This window comes from Comamonas sp. w2-DMI, assembly GCF_040187735.1.
Lineage (GTDB): Bacteria > Pseudomonadota > Gammaproteobacteria > Burkholderiales > Burkholderiaceae_C > Comamonas > Comamonas terrae.
The window spans coordinates 24068-41973 of sequence record NZ_JBANEL010000029.1 but is presented as its reverse complement, the minus strand read 5'-3'; the positions used below and the strand labels follow the sequence as shown (position 1 = coordinate 41973).

Genomic DNA, 17906 nt, shown 5'->3' with positions numbered 1-17906 from the left:
GGGGGCATCCCTCCGGCAGAAGCTGAGGCAAACTACTGGAGGCAACTAGCCGTCAGCGACACCTCGGCAGAGGTGTCAACTTAAACCAATCGGCCTCCTCAAAACCCGGTGCGATTCACTCCAGTACGGACCTTACGTCGTAGAGCTGCTCAAAAACAATGAAATCTAACCTGTTTACCACCCAACCCATTTTGGGCATTACTGCTATGTAGCCTTCGCGCTGTAAGCGGACCAAAGCTTCACGTACTGGTGTACGACTCATTCCAAGTTTGGTGCCAACTTCGTTCTCGCTGAATCTGTCTCCAGGTAAATACTCGTAGTCATCAAGAGCTTGTCGTAGCTTGTCATAGGCTTGGTTTGCAAGGCTAGAGGATGCCATCTTGTCTCCGTTGTAGTTATTCATTAGCGTAATTACGCCGTGCTTCACACATGGTGTGCACGGCATTCATTGCCCTTCGTGTCTTATTGGGCCATTCGGTATGCGCGCCATCCGCCGAAGTGAGTGATGTCAACGGCATTTTGAAGTGCCGCACCTTCACAGATGAATCCTTTTACGGTGCGTCCATCTGCAAGAGTTACGCTGCCAATACCTAAGGGTGCAGGAATACCCGCCACAAAACGACCAAAGTGTGTAATCGGCATATTCCACACTTCAACCGCAATCGGTGCACCATTAGCAGCTTGTGCTAATCCGGGTTTTGCAGGCACTGTACCTTGCAATGCATACAGTCGATAGCTGCTCGAAGTGGTAGTAGCGTGCGAGAAACTGGCGCCGCACTCTAACAACTCATGGTTCAACGGCATCCCGCGCAAATGCGCACCTACAACTGCTAATTCAAGGGTATCTCCATTTGTTGGTACATGCCACGCTGGTAGAGCTCCAAGAGTTTGTGTAGATTGGCCTGTAGCACCTGCAGTTAAATGATGCATGCTCTCCAGGTGCTGGGCCCAGCGTACCAAGTCAGGCTCACGCCAGGCTGGGGCAATCAATGTGATGCCAAAAGGCAAGCCATTTGGTAATTTTGCTGCCGGAATCGCAATTGCAGACCACCCCAGCAAATTCACAAAGTTGGTATATGTGCCCATTTCAGAGTTGACTGCGATCGGGTCTGCTTGAACCTCGGCAATGGACGGGTGGCGGGGTGAGCTAGGTACGCACAACACATCACACCTTTCCCAGATTTTTTCTGCGGTGCGTTTGAGGTCTTGCAAACGGTATTGCGCAGCAAACGTATCTGCTGCATTGAAGCGTTGGTACACATCAAGCACTTGGCGAATTACGGGTAATAAAGCGTCTGGCTTACGCTCGTAAATACTGCGTGCACCCACTACGCGCTCTGCCACCCAAGGACCGTAGTAGAGCAAGTTAGCTACTTCAAAAAGAGTCTCAAAAGAGAGCGTGCTTACGTCTTTTGCTTGTGGTTTCAGTCGATCAATAAACTGAGTAAAAGCGAGTTCGTAATCGGTAGACAGCTTGCGGGTGTCAGGTATGGCTATACGTAATTCAGACAGTGGTTTGTGTTTGGTGACTGCAGGACGCACTTGCGAGTAGCCGTCTTCTGCATCTGGCCCTTCCATGAGTGACATCGTCAAGGCACTGTCAGCGACATTGAGAGCCAATACACCAATGCAATCCAAGGTACGACATGCAGGCACCAGACCAGTGCCACTGACTGCACCAGGAGTGGGCTTAAGTCCTACTATTTGATTGAAGGCTGCGGGCACCCGGCCAGAACCTGCCGTGTCAGTTGACAGCGCAAAAGGAACCAGGCCACGCGCAACAACTGATGCCGATCCAGAGCTAGAGCCGCCTGAAATGAGACTGGCATCAAAGGTGTTGGGGACGATACCGTAAGGAGATCGTGTACCAACTAAGCCAGTCGCAAACTGGTCCAAATTGGTTTTTCCCATCACGATAGCCCCTGCTTGCTTTAGTCGCTTGACTGCAAAGGCGTCACCCGTGGCTCGGTAAGCGAATTCAGCGCAAGCGGCAGTGGTTGTAAAGCCTTCAACGTCAATGTTGTCCTTTACAGCGAAGGGAATGCCATACAAGGGAAGTTGATCCCGGCCTACGGCTGTTTCAAGTGCTACCAATGCCTGTACTTGAGCTTGCAAAAGCTCTGGTGTTGCGATGGATATCCATGCCGTGTCATCACTCTTACAGGCTTGGCGCTGCTGCTCCAGCAGTTCAGCTGGGTCGGCCCCCTCGTTGTATGCGCGCTTCCAATCGTCGAATGTTCCTACCAACATGATGAATACCTATATGTATACAAGATGTTGCTAACAAGCAGTTTGTATGCCAAGAGCTTGGAGGCAAGTTAAGTAATGCCTATGAGGGTCAGCTGTATTTAGTTCCTTAGAGGGAAAAGGTGGCACACAGCTTGCTTGTATACCGGTATGTGCACCGCACAGCTGATTGAGTTCTGCGTGTAGCGATGTTTCACCATGTCAGTACAAGGAGTTGTAAATGCCGTCAATGGATCGAATTAATCGTCGTTCTTGGATTAAAGGTGTGAGTGCAGCTGGAGCCGGGTTGGCTTTTGGTGGTGCCTCTGGTCTAGCAGTTGCTCAGGCGGAAAAGAGCATCATCATCGGCATGGTGTATGTCGGACCACGTGATGACTTTGGCTACAACCAAGCCCACTACGAAGCCGCGCAAGAAATTCGCAAGTTGCCTGGCATCAAGATGGTTGGTGAAGAAAACGTACCTGAAACCCAAGCGGCTCAAAAAAGCATGCAGGGGATGATTTCTCAAGATGGCGCCACGTTGTTGTTCCCGACCTCTTTTGGTTACTTCAATCCCCATGTGCTGGAAGTAGCCAAGAAGAACCCAACAACCCGCATCGCGCACTGCGGCGGTTTGTGGGATGAGAGCAAGCACCCCAAGATGGTCGGCAGCTACTTTGGTTACATCGAAGAGTGTCAGTACCTGAACGGTGTGATCGCTGGTCACATGAGTAAGTCTAAGAAGATTGGCTTCATTGCTGCCAAGCCGATTCCACAAGTGCTGCGCAATATCAATGCGTTCACGCTGGGCGCACGCTCGGTCAACCCTGACATCACTTGCTCGGTAGTTTTTACTGGGGATTGGTCGATGCCTGTGAAAGAGGCTGAAGCCACCAACAGCCTAGCTGACCAAGGTGTGGACGTTTTCACCATGCACGTGGATTCGCCCAAAGTGATTGTTGAGACAGCAGCCCGCCGTGGCAAGTTCGTCTGTGGCTACCACGCCAGTCAGGCTAAGTTGGCTCCCAACGCCTACCTGACCGGTGCTGAATGGAACTGGGTCACACCTTACAAGCAAATCGTTGAAGCGGCTCGTACTGGCAAGCCACATCCCAACTTCCTGCGCGGTGGGTTGAAAGAAGGTTATGTGAAGACCTCTGCTTACGGCCCCATGGTCACAGAAGGTGCACGCAAGCAAGCTGATGAAGTCAAGGCGCTAATGTTGAAAGACCAATTCAGCATTTTTAAGGACGGGCTGAAGGACAACACCGGCAAGGTAGTAGTGCCCAAGGGAACGTCAATTCACCAAACCGACATTGTGCTGGAGCAGATGAACTATCTGGTTGAAGGCGTCATCGGCAAGGTTTGAGGCTAGGTGCCGAGAAGGAGAGGAGGGGTCATGAACGCTCCACGTTGGGTCGCTGTTTTTGACAGTGTGGTGCTGCCTTTACTGGCTTTGGTAGGGGCTGTGCTGATGTTCGGTGTATTCGTCTGGTTTGGCGGCACCGATCCGGTAGAGGCATGGACTTTACTGTTCAAGGGAGCCTTTGGTGATTCCTTCGCATGGCAAAACACTTTGCAGCGGGCGGCACCTTTGATGTTGACGGCTTTGTGTGTGGCCTTGCCGATTCAGGCGGGCCTCACGGTGATCGGCGGTGAAGGAGCGTTGGTATTGGGTGGGTTGGCAGCTGCTGGGTTACCTTATTTGGTAGACCCCTCCTCTGGTTCAATGGGCACGGCAGCGGTTTTGGCAGCAGCTGCCTTAGCTGGTGGTTTGTGGATTGGTTTGGTCGGGGTCATGCAGCAGTACCGCGGTGTGAATGAAACCATCAGCTCCTTGTTGATGGGGTATTTGGCTGTTGGGCTGTTCAAGCATTTGGTGGAGGGGCCAATGCGCGATCCAGAAAGTTTGAATAAACCATCGACGTTACCTTTGTCAGAAGACGTGTTGATGGGGTTGATTCCTGGTCAGGACGTGCATTGGGGTTTGGTTTGGGGTGCTGTGGTTTGTGTGATCGCAGGTATTTGGTTGTTTGGGACAACCCATGGTTTTGCCACCAGGGTGGTAGGCGGGAATGCCCGTGCTGCACGTTTGGTGGGTTTGCCCAGTCGACGTTTGGTGACCACTGCCTGCGCTTTGGGTGGTGCTGCAGCAGGCTTAGCCGGTGGCATTGAAGTGGTTGCAGTACACAACGCGGCCAATGCGTCCTTGATTGCAGGCCTGGGCTATACGGGCATCTTGGTGTCGTTCGTGGCACGTCACAACCCACTGGCGATCATTCCTGTAGCAGTGTTGTTCGGTGGTTTTGGTGCAGCAGGCAGCATGTTGCAGCGTCGCCTGGATTTGCCTGATGCATCGGTATTGGTGCTGCAAGGTTTTGCATTTGTGCTGATCTTGGCGGTAGAAGCTTTGCGTGGGCGTTTGGCCGCGAAGCTAGCTCAGCGTGGTGCGCTGCGTGCGGAGGCTGTATGACAGACATATCGATTTGGATGGATGTGTTGATTGCTGTGTTGGGTGGCGCCATCCGAGTAGGCACACCATTTTTGTTCGTGAGTTTGGGTGAGTGTCTCACCGAAAAAACAGGCCGTGTGAACTTAGGGCTCGAGGGTGTGCTGGTGCTATCTGCCATGGCAGGTTTTGGTGGGAGCTATATCAGTGGATCACCTTGGATTGGCGTGTTGGCCGCAGGTTTCAGTGGTGCTTTGTTGGCCATGCTGCACGGTTTTTTGTGCTCACTGCCTAAAGTTAGTGATATCGCCACCGGTATTGCCTTGATGTTATTAGGTGTGGGGTTGGCGTTCTATTTCGGCAAAAGCTTGATCCAACCGCAGGCCGTGCAAATTCCATCGATTGAATTGGGTGCTTGGAGTGATTCAGCACAAGTGCAATCAGCTCTGCGCATCAACGCTTTGTTCCCTATTGGAGTGGTTTTGGCGGTGCTGATGGCATGGATGCTCAAGCACACGCGTTGGGGTTTGATCTTGCGCATGGCTGGTGATAGCACCGATGCCGCACGAGCCTTGGGTTACTCGGTGAACACTGTGCGTGTCTTAGCAACCACGGTAGGCGGGTTCATTGCCGGCATTGGAGGTGCATCGCTGTCGTTGTACTACCCAGGTAGCTGGAACGAAGGTCTGTCGAGTGGACAGGGGTTGATTGCGGTGGCGCTGGTGATTTTTGCGCGTTGGCGTCCGATGCACTGCTTGGGTGCAGCATTGATCTTTGGTGGTGCTGGTGCAGTGGGCCCAGCTTTGCAATCTGTTGGCATCAGTGCTGGCTACCACCTTTTCAATGTCATGCCTTATGCCTTGACCTTGTTGATCTTGTTGTGTAGCTGCAGCCCGAAGCGTTCGCTGCAAGGTGCCCCTATGGAGTTGAAGTTGGCGCGCTGATCGCGGTGCATCAAGAAGGAGTGAAGTAATGAGTGGCTTGAGTGGTTTGAACAAGACGCCCAATGGTTTGGTGTTGGGTTTGGTGCAGTTGCAATTGCCGGTGGTTGAGACCCCTGAACAAGTGGCTTCACAAACACAGCGTATTGTGGATATGGTGGGTAAAGCGCGTCGTAGCTATCCCGGCATGGACTTGGTGGTGTTTCCCGAGTATGCCTTGCATGGCTTGTCGATGAGCACGGCCGATGAGCTGATGGTGAGTCTGGATGGCCCTGAAGTGGCAGCTTTCAAAGCAGCTTGTGTCGAGCACAAGATTTGGGGCTGTTTCTCGATCATGGAGAAGAACCCTGAGGGCAATCCTTACAACACTGGCATCATCATTGATGACCAGGGTGAGCTGAAGCTGTATTACCGTAAATATCACCCCTGGATCCCTGTTGAGGCTTGGGAGCCCGGCAACATGGGTATCCCCGTGATCACGGGTCCGAAGGGTGTGAAACTGGCATTGATCATTTGCCATGATGGGATGTTCCCAGAGATGGCGCGTGAGTGCGCGTACAAGGGTGCCGAGGTGATGTTGCGCACTGCAGGCTATACGGCACCGATTCGTCATTCTTGGCAAATCACCAACCAAGCTAATGCATTCCAAAACCTGATGGTCACGGCCAGTGTGTGTCTGTGTGGCAGCGATGGCACCTTCGATTCGATGGGAGAGGCCATGGTCTGCAACTTCGACGGCACGGTGATGGTGCAAGGAGGCAGTCGTCCTGATGAAATCGTGTGCGCTGAAATTCGCCCAGATTTGATCCGCGAAGCACGTGAGCACTGGGCCGTTGAAAACAACATTTACCAGCTTTACCACCGCGGTTATGTGGCAGTGAAAGGTGGTGCGCAAGACTGCCCTTATACCTTCATGCATGACATGGTCAACGGTCAGTTCCAGCTTCCATGGGAAGACAAGGTTGTGTACACCGATGGGCAATCGTGTGGCTTTGCTGCCCCCACTCGAACTTATGTGGGCAATGTACCGAATCTTTTGACACCTCAAGAGCGTGCAGCAGACGCCAAGGAGTGAGCATGACGAATTTTGTGAACGCACAACCTTACAACTGGCCTTATGACGGACACCTTCGTCCAGACAACACGGCGCTGGTCATCATTGATATGCAAACCGACTTCTGCGGAGAAGGCGGCTACGTTGACAAGATGGGCTATGACATCTCGGCCACGCGTGCGCCGATAGAGCCCATTAAGGGTTTGCTGACAGAGGCACGTCGCGTGGGGATGCATGTGATCCATACCCGTGAAGGTCATCGTCCTGACCTGAGTGATTTGCCCACCAACAAGCGCTGGCGTTCGCGTCAGATTGGCACGAATGGCGTGGGCATTGGTGATGCGGGCCCTTGCGGCCGCATTCTGGTACGTGGTGAGCCTGGCTGGGACATCATCCCCGAGTTGTATCCCGTTGATGGTGAGCCCATTATCGACAAACCAGGAAAAGGCTCGTTTTACGCAACCGATCTAGAGATGATTCTCCACACCCGTGGTATTCGCAACCTGATCCTCACTGGCATCACCACTGATGTGTGTGTGCATACAACCATGCGTGAGGCCAATGACCGTGGTTTTGAGTGCGTGATGTTGACCGACTGCACCGGTGCCACCGATTCAGGCAATCACGCAGCCGCTTTCAGCATGATCAAGATGCAAGGTGGTGTGTTTGGCGCAGTGGCTGATTCAGAAGCGGTAATTGCCGCGCTGAAGGCTTTCTAAGCAGGAGCAACAGCATGAGTGCGCTGGCCTTGTCTACCTATGAACTCACTAAGCGCTTTGGTGCCTTTACGGCGCTGGGTGGGGTTTCTTTGAATGTACGTCCTGGTACGGTGCACGCTTTGTTGGGCGAGAACGGTGCTGGAAAAAGCACTTTGGTGAAAGCCTTAGTGGGCTATCACCAACCGGATGAAGGTGCGATTTTGGTGGATGGTCGGGAGAAAGCGATCACCTCACCGGTAGTAGCGCGTGAGTTAGGTATCGGTATGGTCTACCAGCACTTCACCGTGGTGCCAGGCATGACCGTGGCTGAGAACCTGTTGTTGGGCAGAGGTGAGTTGCCTGCGGTGATCCCTTGGAAGAAAGTGCGTGCTGAGCTAGAAGATTTCATGGCTACCACGCCGTTCAAGCTCGACTTGGATGCGCGTCCCATGGACCTTTCGGCGGGTGAAAAACAAAAGCTCGAAATTCTCAAGCAACTGTTTTTGAAACCACGCTTGTTGATTCTCGATGAACCCACTTCGGTGCTGACTCCGCAAGAGGCTGACGAAGTCCTGGGTGTGTTGCGCGACCGTGCACATGCGGGTGATGTGACCATCATTTTGATCACGCATAAATTCCGTGAAGTGATGTCAGTGGCTGATGATGTTAGTGTGCTGCGCCGTGGTCGTCTCATGGGCAGCCACTGCGTGGTTGATGTCACGCCAGAGCAATTGGGCGCTGAGATGATGGGACAAGCTAATTTGGCTGCTGTGGCGGATGCTGAAAAGCCAGCTCCCAGTATCGACGGGACCGCTACCAGTGGCTGGGTGCGCAAGCCTCACCCAGATGCGTTAACGCGTTTGCGCATTGAGGCGCTGCATGTGATGGGGGACCGCGGTGAGCGTGCCGTACAAGACTTGAGCTTGTCTGTCAAAGTCGGTGAAATCGTGGGTGTGGCCGGCGTTTCAGGCAATGGCCAACGCGAACTAATGGAAGCATTGGTTGGCCAACGAGAAAGAACGTCCGGTAAGGTCTGGATTGATGATGAGGCTTACTTGGCGCGTCGTGACCAAAACCAACGCATGAACGTGCGCAGTCTGCCAGAAGAGCCGTTGCGAAATGCGTGTGTGGGTGAACTCAGCGTGGCCTTGAATATGGGTTTGCGCAGATTTGATCAGACACCGGCTGCCATAGGTGGGTGGTTGCGTCGCGGTGTGTTGCGCGAGCGTGCGCGAGCGTTGATCTCTGAGTACGGCGTGAAAACTCAAGGTGAAGACGCGCCGATTGCATCCCTGTCGGGAGGCAATGTGCAGCGTGCCGTTTTGGCGCGCGAGCTAGATGGTGAAGTGCGCGTGCTATTAGTGGCCAATCCGGTGTTTGGGTTGGATTTTGCAGCCGTTTCAGAAATTCATGGCCGCATTATGGAAGTGCGCAATCAAGGTGGTGCCGTCTTGCTCATCAGTGAAGACTTGGATGAGTTGCTCAGCTTGGCAGATCGGGTAGTAGTGATGAGCGAAGGTCGCATTGTGCACGCTTGTGATGCCGCCAATGCAGATCGTCATGTTTTGGGTAGCTACATGGCCGGTGACCATGGCAACCACAACATTGCGGAGGCTGCATGACGCACATCGTATCGGCGGCTTTACCGTCTGCGTTCGAGTTTGAACTATCGCGCACCGCATTGGTGATCATCGACATGCAGCGCGATTTTGTGGAGCCTGGTGGCTTTGGTGCCTCGCTTGGTAACGACGTTACTCCTTTGCAAGCCATCATTCCTGCCTTGCAAACATTGCTGCAAGCATGGCGACACCAGGGTGGGTGTGTAGTGCACACCAGAGAAGGTCATTTGCCGGATATGAGTGATTGTCCAGATGCCAAGCGTTTGCGAGGGCAACCCGACTTACGTATTGGTGACATTGGTCCAATGGGGCGAATTTTGATTCAGGGCGAAGCGGGCCACGCCATCGTGCCTGAGCTAACGCCAATTGATGGAGAAATCATCATTGATAAACCTGGCAAGGGGGCGTTTTATGCGACAGCTCTGGATGATTTCTTACAAGCCCAGGGCATCACCCATCTGCTGTTTACAGGGGTGACTACAGAAGTGTGTGTGCAAACTACGATGCGAGAGGCTAATGATCGGGGCTATGTTTGTTTGCTAGTTGAAGATGCGACAGACAGTTACTTTCCTCATTTCAAGCAAGCGACGTTGGAGATGGTGCGAGCTCAGGGTGCAATTGTCGGTTGGACTGCAGCAAGTACAGAGGTCCTATCAGCACTTCATTCTTACGCTTCCCAAGATTGATCAGATGAAAACTAAGAAAACTGCTATTGAAGAGGTTACAGAGCTTTTTTATTCATATGAAAAAGCACTAATGGCGAATGATATCGATGCCTTAAACAGTTTTTTTTGGGCGGATCCAGCTGTTACCCGTTATGGGGTTTGTGACAAACAACTGGGCTATGAGGCATTAGTTGAGTACCGAAAAAGCGTTCCTGTCCCAGACTTCACTCGTGAGCTGATCAATGTTCGGCTGACTGAATTTTTTGACAATACTGTTATAGCAATGTGTGAGTTTCAGCGCACAGACACGGACCTGCATGGGTTTCAAACTCAAACTTGGGTGAAGCTAGATGAAGGCTGGAAAATTGTTTCAGCTCATGTAAGTATGGTCTGAATCGACTAGTAGCAGGTTCAAGTACCGCTGGGGTCCTCTCGCCCATGTCTTTAAGGGGCTTTACTATTGAAACAACGACTTTTGGTTCAGCAGTCCTGAAACCGCGAATTTGCCAAGCTCTTTGAGGGGTAAAAGAGCGCCTCTTTTCGTGCCATTAGGTAGCACTTTTGCTCCCAGAATTTCGATGCCTTCTAGCTGGTGAGCCAAGTACGATGGCTTGGACTCCATGGCATGTGCAAGGTCGGCAAGTGGCAGGTATTTCTGGCGAAAGGCAATCAACTGCGATGGACTCACGAGCCTGCAGGAGCGACCTTTTCTTGTTGAGGTAGAGAACTCTAAAAGGCCTATCTCAATCCAGTGAATCACACCGGCTTCCGTGGAGGCTCAACTCCTGAGAGGATTGAGTCATGAACACTAAAGCTGCTCGTTTTAGCCCAGAGGTACGTGAACGTGCCGTACGTTTGGTGCAGGAATGCCAAACGGATTACGCATCACTGTGGGGTGCATGTGAATCGATAGCCCCCAAGATTGGCTGCTCTGTTAGCACCCTGCATGGATGGGTGCAGCGCAAAGAAATAGATGCAGGCCAACGGCCAGGGTTGACCACGGATGAACGTGAGCGACTCAAGCAACTGGAGCGAGAGAACAAGGAACTGCGCCGAGCCAATGACATCCTCAAGGCTGCGAGCGCTTTTTTTTGCACAGGCGGAGCTGGACCGTCGCATCAAGAGCTGATTGACTTCGTAGATAGGTACCGTGATGCCTATGGGGTCGAGCCAATTTGCAGGTTGCTGCAAATTGCCCCATCGGGCTACAGGCGCAGGGTTCAACAAAGAAACTGCCCGTGGCTGCGCTGCAAGCGCAGCCAATCGGATGAAGAACGTTGCAGTCATATTCAACGGGTGTGGCACGCTAATTGGCAGGTGTATGGTGCCGTCAAAGTTTGGAAGCAGATGCACCGAGAAGGCTTACCCATTGTGAATCGCCCAGGATTTTGTAGACAGTCAAGAGCCTCCTATTTCCTGTCCAATAGGAGCCAGTATGAGCAGTCAACGTTACCCCGAAGAATTCAAGACCGAGGCGGTCAAACAAATCCTTGACCACGGCCACAGCGTGGCCGATGTCTCCAACCGCCTGGGCGTAAGCACCCACAGCCTGTACAAATGGGTGCGTGAACGCCAAATGCTACTGGCAGCACGCACCCAGCAACTGAGCCAAAGCGATGAACTGCGCAGCCTGAAGGCCGAGCTCAAACGGGTCACCGAGGAGCGTGACATCCTAAAAAAAAGCGGCGGCGTACTTCGCGCGGCAGTCCCGCTGAAGTACGCATTCATCGCTCAGCACCAAGCTCTGTACAGCGTGCGAGGCATGTGCCGTGTTTTGCGGCTGCACCCCAGCGGATACTACGCCTGGAAGACGCAACCGCAAAGTGCCCGTGCCCAGGACGACCGCAGGTTACTGGGTTTGCTCAAACACGCCTGGCTGGAAAGCGGTGGGGTGTACGGTTACCGCAAACTCACCCTGGACATGCGTGACCTGGGCGAGCGGTGCAGCAAACACCGGGTGGCCAAGCTGCTCAAGCAAGAAGGCTTGCAGGCTCAGCGGGGTTACCGCAGACGTCCCAGCCCCCGAGGCGGTCACCCAATCTGTTCTTTGGCACCACGATTGCCGTGAACATTCTGGTGCTGTCCAAGAGCAAGACCGACACCACCACCCAGTTCATTGATGCCAGCGGTCTGTTCAAGAAAGAGACCAACAACAACGTGCTGCTGGATGAACACATCGAGCAGATCATGGCCGTGTTTGACAGCAAGGCCCATGTGGATCACTTTGCCCAGTCTGTGCCTTTTGAGAAGGTGGCAGGCAATGACTACAACCTGTCGGTCAGCAGCTATGTCGAGGCTGAGGCTGAGGCTGAGCAGCAGCGTGAAGCACAGGCATTGATTGACGAAGAAAAGCTGAATGTGGAAGCTGCCAAACGCTACATCACCAATTCATTAAAACGTGAATTCGCCTCAGACAGCGGAACGGAATTGAATGCTGTGCTGCCCAAGATGAGCCCGCTGAATCCGCAGTACCTGACCAAGAAGCAGACGGTGTTTCAGAAGATCGCAGCGTTTGTGGAGAAGTTCAAGGGTGTGGGTGGGCAGGTCTGAATCTGCCCTTTTCTCGCCGGAAAATCCATAGGCTGCAAGAATGACAGCAAGGAGGTGGGGATCGCACGTAGGGCTGTGTGACCCCCATCCTGCAGCGTGACCTGATTGGGTCAAGGCCGAGTTGTCATGCAGGCAGTTTGGCTGCAAGCAGCTCAACCTTCTCGATATTGGGCGGAGAACTGAGCAAGGTCGCTGCGTTGGCCATCAAGGCCGCGGCGATCTGGCCGTTCAGATGTGCCTGGCGACCTGCCTCATCGGCAAAGGCATCGAACACACCAAATGTCGAAGGGCCAAACTTCAATGCGAACCAGGCCGTGGTGCCGGACTCGGCATTGGCGAGCGGCAGTGCGCTGGCCAGGAAGTCGGCAAGCGCAGCCTCCTGGCCGGGTTTAGCTTCGAGGCGAACAAACAGGGCGAGCTTGGTCATGCTGTATTCCTTTGGGTAAATGGAAAAGTAGGTTAAGGGATCGACGAGGCTGCAGTCTAAGTCTTCATGACAGACATCTCCAGTGGCAATAATGACAACATTGATATCATTGTTGCCATGAAACTCCACCTCCTTGTTTGTGATGGCGTGTTTGATCTGGGGCTTGCGGCGCTCACTGACACAGTGGGCTTAGCCAATGCGATGGCGGGATCGCTGCCACAGGCTCCCGCGCACATAGAGCTCACGCTGGTGGGTGTGCGGCGTCGCATCCGAACAGCGCAAGGCTTGACGGTGCCCGTGGTCACTGCGCGTGGTGTGCCCGAACCAGACGTCGTGCTCGTGCCAGCGTTTGGCGACAAGATGCCTGACACGCTCTCGGCTCGACTCACACGCCCCGATGTGCCCGATGCGGTCGCCGCGCTTCAGCAGTGGTCCACCTCTGGCGCGCACCTTGGTGCCGCTTGCTCCGGTAGTTTCTTGCTTGCAGAGAGTGGCCTGCTTGATGGGCATCGTGCGACGACATCATGGTGGCTGGGGCCGATGTTTCGGCAGCGCTATCCGAACGTCGCGCTGGACGAGTCACGCATGATCGTGAACTCGACACGCTTCACCACCGCGGGTGCCGCTTTGGCCCACGTCGACTTGGCCTTGCGCATCATCCGAGGGCGCAGTCCGGCGCTAGCGGCCCTGGTGGCACGCTATCTGCTGGTCGAGACACGCAGTTCGCAAGCCGAGTTCGTGATTCCCGACCACCTTGCGCATGCCGACCCGATGGTAGAGCGCTTCGAGTGCTGGGCCAGAAGTCGGCTCGCGCAGGGGTTCTCGCTGGCCGAGGCGGCCAGCGCCGTGGGCACAAGCGAGCGCACCTTGGCGCGGCGGCTGCAAAGCGTTTTGGGAAAGACACCGCTGTCGTATTTCCAGGACCTGCGCGTGGAGCATGCCGTCCATCTCTTGCGCACCGGGAACGCCAGCGTCGACCAGGTCGCCGCACAGGTCGGGTACTCGGATGGGGTGACCCTGCGGGCCCTGTTGCGCCGCAAGCTGGGCCGGGGTGTCAGGGAGTTGCGACGCGGTGGATGACCAAAGGCGTTTGGTGCATGTACGGCTGGAGACCGCCGCGAAACTGTCGGAAGCAAAGGCTTACCCACTTGTGTCTACTACATCGTGCGTTGGGTGCAAAAGCACCAGCCGTGCCAAAGCAGTCTTCAGTGACCTTTCAAAGGTCTGAGTATTGGGAACACTGTTAGCTTTACCACTGTTTTCTGTTCACTAATCTGGGTTTTCATCCACATGCTATTCAATCCACTTCAAGTAGGTTCTCTCACCCTGCCCAACCGCATCCTTCTGGCACCACTGACACGCGCCCGTGCCGACGCTGGCCACATGCCCAACGCGCTGATGGCCGAGTACTACAGCCAGCGAGCCACCGGCGGCCTGCTGATTTCCGAATGCACCATGGTGGCGCCCGGTACATCGGCCTTCGTCAATGAGCCTGGCATCTACAACGACGCGCAGATTGCAGCCTGGAGGCAGGTGACCGACGCGGTGCACGCCAAGGGCGGACGCATCTTCATGCAGATCTGGCACGCTGGCCGCGCAGCCTACCCTGGCGCTGCCGATGGCGCCCCCATTGTCTCCAGCAGCGCCACCGCCATTGAGGGAGAGATCCACACGCCCCAAGGCAAGGTGCCGCACGCGGTGCCCCGCCCCCTGACCGTCGAAGAGATTCCCGGCATCGTGGCTGCCTTTGCTCAAGGCGCACGCAACGCCATTGCCGCCGGCTTTGATGGTGTGGAAGTACACGGCGCCAACGGCTACCTGATTGACCAGTTTCTGCGCGACACGCCCAACCAGCGCACCGATGCTTACGGCGGACCGCTGGAAAACCGTGCACGTTTGCTGTTCGAGGTACTCACTGCCGTGACCCAGGCGATCGGCTCCGAACGTGTGGGCCTGCGCCTGTCGCCTCTCAACAGCTTCAACAGCATGAAAGACAGTGACCCGCTGGCCCTCATCGGCTTCCTGGCCGATAGGCTCAATGCCTTCAAGCTGGCCTACCTGCACGTGATGCGCGCCGATTTCTTCGGCGTGCAGAAGGCTGATGTCATGCCCGTAGCGCGTGAAAACTACAAGGGTGTGTTGGTGGGCAATATGGGTTACAGCGCTGATGAGGCAGAGGCAGCTATTGCCGAAGGTAAGCTTGACGCTGTGGCCTTTGGCACCGCCTTCCTGGCTAATCCGGACCTGCCCGCACGCATCAGGGCCAAGGCACCGCTGAACGCGCCTGACTCCAACACGTTCTACGCAGGTGGCGCCAAGGGCTATACAGACTATCCGACACTGCAGGTCGCGTAAATCACCGCCCCAGAAGATCGAAGAAACGAGCCACTTTATACCCAAGGCTCTGCCCTTCGATCTTGCGAAGCTGTGAATCTATGGCGTCTACCGAGTGTTGTGCGCCATCACGATCTTTAATTGATAAGTTGCCTCGGTTTGCTCCGCCGCCCGCCGAACTCGTACATCGTCTCCGGCTCAAGTAGTGCCGAGGCCGCGCTATCCTCCCATATCGAGTTCAGTCAGGTTCGGAAATTCCTGGTCGCAATCTAGGGCAGCAGGCCCTCGAGACACCGCTGTAATTCTGCGCACCGCCAGTGTCAGCTGCCCTTGGCTTGGTAAAACTGCGGGCAATCGGATAACGGTTATCTGTAAGACGCCCTGAGGTGACGGTTAGGCCGCGAACGGCAGCCCGCCGCTACTTACCGGCGGCTCAAGATGCAAGCGTGATCTTCTGCTGTGCGTCGAGAACTGAGCTGCTGGCTGCTGCCGATGTAAGGACTAGCGCAAGAAGAGGTCCGAGCCCAAAAGCAAAAAGCCTTGGCAACCAAAGTGTAGGGCATCAAGTTTCTGCGGCTCGAATACTTGATGCATCCATCGTTATTTTTTACCGATCCCCAGAAGTTCTCTACTTCAGATCAGGCGCCAGGCTGCAACTCCACGCGCACCTCCCTTGGCTTACCGGCCCGCTCAACTGACAAGACAACCACGTCCCCTACCTTTTGGTCGTCAAGCCGTGCGAGCAGCTTGGCGACATCGTCGACGGGAGCGCCACCTATGCCTGTGATACGGTCTCCCGGCACGATGCCTTCGGGGCCAACGGTGATACCGCTCAGGCCCGCCTTTTGCGCCGCTGAGCCAGGGGCGACACGGAGCACGAACACGCCTTGGGTACTGGTCAGTGCCTGCAATCGGAGGTTGAGCTGCTCGTCTACCTCGATCCCAAGCGCCGGGCGGATGTATTTTCCTGTCTTGATGAGTTGTGGCACCACACGCATGACCGTGTCCACCGGTACGGCGAAGCCAATCCCAGCCGATGCACCGGAAGGGCTGTAGATCGCTGTGTTGATGCCGATCAGGCGGCCGGCGGAATCGAGCAACGGCCCACCCGAGTTGCCGGGGTTGATAGCGGCATCGGTTTGAATCAGGTGTTCGATGGTCACTCCGCCAGATTCTCCGGGCAGCGATCGATCTAGCGCGGACACGATGCCGTTGGTGAGTGTCCAATCCAGGCCGAAGGGGTTGCCGATGGCGAACACCTTTTGTCCCACCTTGAGGTCTGCGCTGGTGCCGACCGGAACGGCGGGCGGGCGCTGGAAGCCGACGCCGATTTTGAGCACCGCGATATCGTGTGCCGGACTCACTCCGACCAGCGCGGCTTGGTAATCGCGGCCGTCGGCCAGTTTGACCGTGGCCTCCGACGCCCCCTGAATCACATGAAAGTTGGTAACAACATGACCGGCGTCATCCCAGATAAAACCCGAACCCGTGCCGCGCGGCACAGAAAAGACGTTGCGCGTCCAGACATCTCGTACCAGTTGGGACGTCGTGATGTAGACCACCGATGCCCGGGATTTCTCGAACAACTCGATGGTGGCCTGTTCGTCAGCGGCCAGATCGCCACGCGGCGTGACGGTGCGCTCAGCGGCTTGGCGCGGGCTGAACCAGGCTTCGATGGCGGGCAGGAATTGCCAAAACAGCATGAGTGCTGCAACGCACGCAGTGATGACGAGCCACCGCCGGACGAAATGATCCGGAGCTGGGCGTTGTGGGTAAGGACCGGGGGAAGACATGACGGAGGCTCCTTCGAGTGATTTAGCGCCAAAGGCCGCTCAGGCCCCGGCGTGGTGGGCACATCGGGGCGAACGACCTTGGCACGAGATAATCCGTTTGGAACGGCAGGGTCTGCGATGGCTGAGGCGCCAACTCCATCAGGCGCGCGATACGATCCTCTGCCGCCGTATGCGTGCGCAACCAAGACGGCTCGGGATTTCCCCAGCCGGGCAGACCATCCGTGAGGGCAATGGAGGCAATGGAGGCAAGGCGCCTGGAGCCGGTGGCAAAGGCATTGACATTGACGATGCCGCTGGGCACGTAGTGCGGCACCGGCGTGGCGGACAAACCGGCACGGGCGGACAGTTCGCGCAACATGGCCCAAATCTCGGGCGCTTCTTGCGGGTGCAAGGCCCGTACGCGGTACAGGCGCAAGCTCAGCGCCGACACGGCTACCGGTTCCAGCAGCAACGCACCTGCAACGGCAAACAGCGCGAGCCACAGGCCGCCTTCCCCAAACGACAGTCTCCCTGCTGCGGCTGCGATCCCGACCAGGGTCAGGACCAACAGCCCGGTCTGCAGGCGGTTGAGCCAGCGGTGTTGCAACAGCGCCGTGCGCGGATCACTGGGATGATGACGGGTCATGCTCAGAGGTCTCGGCGGCGCGGTCGCCGCGCTTGCGCAGCAGCCAGTAGGTCGCACCCAGAGCCAGCGTGGCGCCTGCCAGCGCGGCTATCTTTGCGGGGCTCGCCTCGGGGTCAAGGATCACGAACTTGCGCGCCAGCGCGATCAGACCGATGAGGATCACGGTCTTGACCTGGATGATGCTGTCCCGACGCAGCGCCACGCGCACGATGGAATGCTTGAACTCCATCGCGATCAAGAGCGTCATGATCATGCCGAACACACTTTGGAATACCTTGTGATCCAGGGGATTGAAGGCATCGAGGACCAGCAGCGTGAAGACGATGGCGATGAGCTGGAACAGCGACACCACGATGATGACGGCAATTACCGCCGACAGAACGAGGGCGACGACCTGCTCGAAGCGCTCGTAAACCGTCATCAACCGCCACTGGGAGCGCATCTCGTCAAGGGCCGTGTGGCCAGATTCCTTATGCATAAGCGTTGCTCTCTCTTTCAATGAAACGTTAATGGAACGGGGAGTCC

Annotated in this window: 17 protein-coding genes, 3 pseudogenes and 1 other annotated feature; of the genes and pseudogenes, 13 read left to right on the top strand and 7 right to left on the bottom strand. The window is 55.6% G+C overall.

Translation table 11 applies throughout. The features are described from left to right. Positions 1 to 115: 115 nt before the first annotated feature. Positions 116 to 403 carry a GntR family transcriptional regulator gene (locus V8Z74_RS22410; RefSeq protein ID WP_349711301.1) on the bottom strand — a complete coding sequence of 96 codons (288 nt, stop codon included), beginning with the start codon at positions 401 to 403 and terminating at the stop codon, positions 116 to 118. A 59-nt stretch (positions 404 to 462) separates the two neighbouring features. Next, positions 463 to 2250 carry an allophanate hydrolase gene (gene atzF / locus V8Z74_RS22405; RefSeq protein WP_081770870.1) on the bottom strand — a complete coding sequence of 596 codons (1788 nt, stop codon included), beginning with the start codon at positions 2248 to 2250 and terminating at the stop codon, positions 463 to 465. Between the two features lie 226 nt (positions 2251 to 2476). Between atzF and V8Z74_RS22400 the strand changes: the two genes are divergently transcribed. The 8 genes from V8Z74_RS22400 to V8Z74_RS22365 are packed head-to-tail and all read left to right on the top strand — an operon-like array spanning position 2477 to position 10046. Beyond that, positions 2477 to 3595, top strand: a complete 1119-nt coding sequence (locus V8Z74_RS22400; protein WP_043387473.1) for a BMP family ABC transporter substrate-binding protein — start codon at positions 2477 to 2479, stop codon at positions 3593 to 3595. 30 nt (positions 3596 to 3625) lie between these two features. Further along, a complete protein-coding gene (locus V8Z74_RS22395; RefSeq protein ID WP_349711297.1) occupies positions 3626 to 4699 on the top strand; it encodes an ABC transporter permease in 1074 nt (357 codons plus the stop codon). Further along, the gene (locus tag V8Z74_RS22390) at positions 4696 to 5619 is read left to right on the top strand and encodes an ABC transporter permease (protein ID WP_043387464.1); all 924 of its coding nucleotides are present in this window, start codon (positions 4696 to 4698) and stop codon (positions 5617 to 5619) included. The genes V8Z74_RS22395 and V8Z74_RS22390 overlap by 4 nt, the downstream gene beginning before the upstream one ends. 28 nt (positions 5620 to 5647) lie before the next feature. Next, positions 5648 to 6691, top strand: a complete 1044-nt coding sequence (locus tag V8Z74_RS22385; RefSeq protein ID WP_043387466.1) for a formamidase — start codon at positions 5648 to 5650, stop codon at positions 6689 to 6691. A gap of 2 nt (positions 6692 to 6693) precedes the next feature. Further along, positions 6694 to 7389 carry a biuret amidohydrolase gene (gene biuH, locus V8Z74_RS22380; RefSeq protein ID WP_043387476.1) on the top strand — a complete coding sequence of 232 codons (696 nt, stop codon included), beginning with the start codon at positions 6694 to 6696 and terminating at the stop codon, positions 7387 to 7389. 14 nt (positions 7390 to 7403) lie between these two features. Next, positions 7404 to 8990, top strand: coding sequence for an ABC transporter ATP-binding protein (locus V8Z74_RS22375; protein ID WP_043387469.1), 1587 nt, complete (start codon positions 7404 to 7406; stop codon positions 8988 to 8990). Further along, the gene (locus V8Z74_RS22370) at positions 8987 to 9673 is read left to right on the top strand and encodes a cysteine hydrolase family protein (protein WP_081770872.1); all 687 of its coding nucleotides are present in this window, start codon (positions 8987 to 8989) and stop codon (positions 9671 to 9673) included. The genes V8Z74_RS22375 and V8Z74_RS22370 overlap by 4 nt, the downstream gene beginning before the upstream one ends. A gap of 4 nt (positions 9674 to 9677) precedes the next feature. After that, positions 9678 to 10046: an AtzH-like domain-containing protein gene (locus V8Z74_RS22365; RefSeq protein WP_081770873.1), complete on the top strand. Its 369-nt coding sequence runs from the start codon at positions 9678 to 9680 to the stop codon at positions 10044 to 10046. A gap of 63 nt (positions 10047 to 10109) precedes the next feature. Here V8Z74_RS22365 and V8Z74_RS22360 read toward each other — a convergent pair whose 3' ends face one another. Continuing rightward, complete coding sequence (locus V8Z74_RS22360) at positions 10110 to 10340, bottom strand: hypothetical protein (RefSeq protein WP_155895612.1); 231 nt, start codon at positions 10338 to 10340, stop codon at positions 10110 to 10112. Positions 10341 to 10453: 113 nt separating this feature from the next. Between V8Z74_RS22360 and V8Z74_RS22355 the strand changes: the two are divergent. The 3 pseudogenes from V8Z74_RS22355 to V8Z74_RS22345 all read left to right on the top strand — a co-directional run. Beyond that, positions 10454 to 11023: pseudogene (locus V8Z74_RS22355) on the top strand (transposase); the annotation flags it as partial. Next, positions 10735 to 10852 (top strand) — a sequence feature (AL1L pseudoknot). It overlaps the preceding pseudogene by 118 nt. 64 nt (positions 11024 to 11087) lie before the next feature. Continuing rightward, positions 11088 to 11690, top strand: a pseudogene (locus tag V8Z74_RS22350) (IS3 family transposase); the annotation flags it as partial. Beyond that, positions 11684 to 12202, top strand: a pseudogene (locus V8Z74_RS22345) (type I restriction endonuclease subunit R, EcoR124 family); the annotation flags it as partial. The pseudogenes V8Z74_RS22350 and V8Z74_RS22345, both read left to right, overlap by 7 nt. 124 nt (positions 12203 to 12326) lie before the next feature. On the opposite strand, the gene V8Z74_RS22340 reads toward V8Z74_RS22345, so the two are convergent. Next, on the bottom strand, positions 12327 to 12629 hold the full coding sequence (locus tag V8Z74_RS22340; RefSeq protein ID WP_007182542.1) for a putative quinol monooxygenase: 303 nt from the start codon (positions 12627 to 12629) through the stop codon (positions 12327 to 12329). A gap of 66 nt (positions 12630 to 12695) precedes the next feature. On the opposite strand from V8Z74_RS22340, the gene V8Z74_RS22335 reads away from it, so the two are divergent. Together V8Z74_RS22335 and V8Z74_RS22330 are read left to right on the top strand one after the other, a co-directional pair. After that, entirely contained in the window at positions 12696 to 13709 is a 1014-nt protein-coding gene (locus tag V8Z74_RS22335; RefSeq protein WP_423121150.1) for a GlxA family transcriptional regulator, read from the top strand. A 210-nt stretch (positions 13710 to 13919) separates the two neighbouring features. Next, on the top strand, positions 13920 to 14984 hold the full coding sequence (locus V8Z74_RS22330; RefSeq protein ID WP_349711290.1) for an alkene reductase: 1065 nt from the start codon (positions 13920 to 13922) through the stop codon (positions 14982 to 14984). A gap of 617 nt (positions 14985 to 15601) precedes the next feature. On the opposite strand, the gene V8Z74_RS22325 is transcribed toward V8Z74_RS22330, so the two are convergent. From V8Z74_RS22325 to psiE-GI, 3 genes are read right to left on the bottom strand one after another with little or no spacing between them, the layout of a single operon-like run. Continuing rightward, the gene (locus V8Z74_RS22325; protein ID WP_302089492.1) at positions 15602 to 16756 is read right to left on the bottom strand and encodes a S1C family serine protease; all 1155 of its coding nucleotides are present in this window, start codon (positions 16754 to 16756) and stop codon (positions 15602 to 15604) included. Positions 16757 to 16778: 22 nt separating this feature from the next. Then, positions 16779 to 17381, bottom strand: a complete 603-nt coding sequence (locus tag V8Z74_RS22320; protein ID WP_349711288.1) for a M48 family metalloprotease — start codon at positions 17379 to 17381, stop codon at positions 16779 to 16781. After that, on the bottom strand, positions 17359 to 17859 hold the full coding sequence (gene psiE-GI, locus V8Z74_RS22315) for a heat resistance protein PsiE-GI (RefSeq protein WP_003052334.1): 501 nt from the start codon (positions 17857 to 17859) through the stop codon (positions 17359 to 17361). Before psiE-GI ends, V8Z74_RS22320 begins: the two co-directional genes overlap by 23 nt. Between the last annotated feature and the right edge of the window lie 47 nt (positions 17860 to 17906).